General features: G+C 66.4%; 4 protein-coding genes. 2 read left to right on the forward strand and 2 right to left on the reverse strand.

Going from position 1 to position 2,475, the window contains the following annotated elements; genetic code table 11:
• Window positions 1-185 precede the first annotated feature (185 nt).
• Both AC2VOP_RS13100 and AC2VOP_RS13105 read left to right on the forward strand, forming a co-directional pair.
• On the forward strand, window positions 186-554 hold the full coding sequence (locus AC2VOP_RS13100) for an STAS domain-containing protein (RefSeq protein WP_421529932.1): 369 nt from the start codon (window positions 186-188) through the stop codon (window positions 552-554).
• Window positions 555-666: 112 nt separating this feature from the next.
• A complete protein-coding gene (locus AC2VOP_RS13105; RefSeq protein ID WP_486961372.1) occupies window positions 667-1,047 on the forward strand; it encodes a thiol-disulfide oxidoreductase DCC family protein in 381 nt (126 codons plus the stop codon).
• 453 nt (window positions 1,048-1,500) lie between these two features.
• On the opposite strand, the gene AC2VOP_RS13110 is transcribed toward AC2VOP_RS13105, so the two are convergent.
• Together AC2VOP_RS13110 and AC2VOP_RS13115 are read right to left on the reverse strand one after the other, a co-directional pair.
• Window positions 1,501-2,127 (reverse strand): hypothetical protein, encoded by a 627-nt coding sequence (locus AC2VOP_RS13110; protein WP_486961373.1) that lies wholly within the window; start codon window positions 2,125-2,127, stop codon window positions 1,501-1,503.
• A gap of 18 nt (window positions 2,128-2,145) precedes the next feature.
• Window positions 2,146-2,475: DUF4236 domain-containing protein (locus AC2VOP_RS13115; protein ID WP_486961374.1), on the reverse strand; the 330-nt coding region annotated here is incomplete at its 5' end.

A 2,475-nucleotide genomic window follows, 5' to 3' on the forward strand; every position in this document is an offset into this window, starting at 1 on the left:
GGCACTGAATCGGGCAGGACCGGCGGTAACCGCCAGCGGCCAAAACCGTTCGGGCCGCACCGCAGAACAAAACCCGGCTTCGCTGGGTGCTGAGGAACGGTGTGATGGTGCCGTAGTATCCTCGCTGTTCGTGCGGGAGGCTACGCTGGCACCATAGTCATGGCCTCAAGGACGAAGGATCGCCATTGCCTGCTCCTGATTCGATTACCGCGACGGTTGCGGACCATGGTGGCGTGTCCGTGGTCAGCGTGAGCGGCGAGATCGATTTGGTCACCGCTCCGGCTCTGGAACGAGCCGTCGAGGCGGTGCTCGCCGGAGGGCCGGCGGCGCTGGTCATCGACCTTTCCGCGGTGGAGTTCCTCGGTTCGGTGGGGCTGAAGATTCTCGCCGCGACCTACGAGAAGCTCGGCACGTCCGCCGGCTTCGGCGTGGTCGCGCGGGGCCCGGCAACCCGGCGGCCGATCAGTCTGACCGGTCTGGACAGGACGTTCCCGCTGTATGCAAGTCTGGACGACGCGCTGACCGCGATGCGCGACGGCACGCTCAACCGCTGAAACGACCGCGGGTTCCAATCGCGACCGACGCCGCTGCCCGTTGCCGCGTCGTGTGCCGCGAGGCGTTGTGTGGACGCCACCCGCCGGGGCGGCGCCGCATAGACTCCGGGTCATGGACGGCATCCTGGTTTTCGACGGGCGGTGCGGCATGTGCACCCGGGCGGCGGGGCGGCTGGCCCGCCTCGACCGGCATGGCCGGGTCCGCATCGAACCCTTTCAGGCTCCGGGCATGGCCGACCGTCTGGGTGTTCCCGGCGACCGGCCGCCCGAATCGGTGTATTGGCTGGACGCCACGGGCGCGGTGGCCGCGGGCGCCCGGGCCGTCAACGCGGCCCTGTCCGCGGCACTGGGGACGACGGCGCCGTCGCGGGTCTACCGGATTCCCGGTATCGGGGTCGCCCAGGAGGCCGCCTACCGCTGGGTCGCCGCCCATCGTCACCGCTTCGGTGGGGTGACGCCGCTGTGCGAGTCCGACCCGCAGCGCTGCGGGTGAACCGGTGGGAATCGAAAGTGTTGGTGTGCAACGCCTTTGACGCCCGCTCGCGCTGGTCCAGGCTCATCTGATTCGTCCCGACCTCGTCGGACGCCCTCGCAGCCAACCAGGATGACCGTTCGTCATGGGATCCGTCACGGATCACGGCGATCGCGTCTTCGGGAGTGACTGTGGGCGTTCAGGCCAGGAGCTTGACCGGGAATCGGGCGCCGGCGGCGTCGCGGGCTAGCGCGCCGTCAACTCGCCGTGGGATGGCGGCGAGCCATATTCCCGAGTGCAGTTGGTTCCCAACGCCTTTAGCAGTAGTTATCGGCGCCGGCGGATGTGCTCGCCTTCTGGCGGGTCGTCTCGTACAGGGCCGAAGCCGACGATTGAGTCACGATCGCTGGTTCCCGGCGATGTGCCGGTGGGGACCTCGACCGCCGCCTGGATGGTCACGCGCGTCATACGTCGTTACTGCAGGAGGCCATGTTGCCCGTGCTGGACGTCCAGCACTGTCGCCGCCTGGGATGGCGCATTGTCCGCATGGACCTCTTCTTCCGCCGGAAGTTCCAGCCCCACCGGATGCTCATCGGTCAGCGGGTTGAATCGCCTTACATTAACGAGCGGGCGGTCAAGCCGATGGTTGCCAGGGTCGGCCAATGCTTGCCTGGCCTGCTTTAATACGGGCAGCGCAGACGGACAGTACCGCGCAAACTGGTAGTCAATGATGCTGTTGGCTCGCTGTTCGGTGAAACCACCAACCGTCATGATCGCTTTCGCGACTACCCACAGTCCGCGCGGCGTCGGGTCGTCAGCGAACATGTCAAACGTCGCGCTTACAGACTCCTCCGCGAACGCGATCTCGGCGGCCGTTAGCGGGGCGGTGGAGATGCCATATGTCCCAGCAGAGTCGCCCTGCTTGGCCAATTCATGTTGGGCATCGGCGCGGGCGATCAACCCGGCTTGGCGCATGGACTCGGCATTCGCGCGTTCTCTGCGTCGCCGCAGATAGCGCCGCACCAGGACAATCGCCGCGATGGTCAGACACCAAATCAGCAGGGCCTTCCATGCGAAGAGCAGAAGAAGGATGCCGATCACTAGGGCGGGCCAAAACAACTAGTACCCGAGCATGAACCCGACGGCGGGCGCGATGCCGGACGGAGCGCCGCCTTGCGGCTGCCGTCGGTTAGCACCCAAACCGGCTCGGTAGTAAAGCCCGTTGCGGCCCGCGTGGACATAGTTTCCGCGTGGGCCGGTTCCGACGCGGAACCCGCGAACGCCCACACTTGTCCCGATCCCAGATTTGCTCAGGTTGAACCGGAACGGCCCGACCTTCTTGCTTTTGCGGATGTAGAAGCCCATCAGTGCTTGCTCCCGTGGCGCGAGTCCCGCGGTAAGAATACGGGACTGCGGGAGCACATGGGTAGGTGCTGGTGCAGTGGGCGT

It is taken from the genome of Mycobacterium sp. TH-M106 (genome assembly GCF_057473765.1).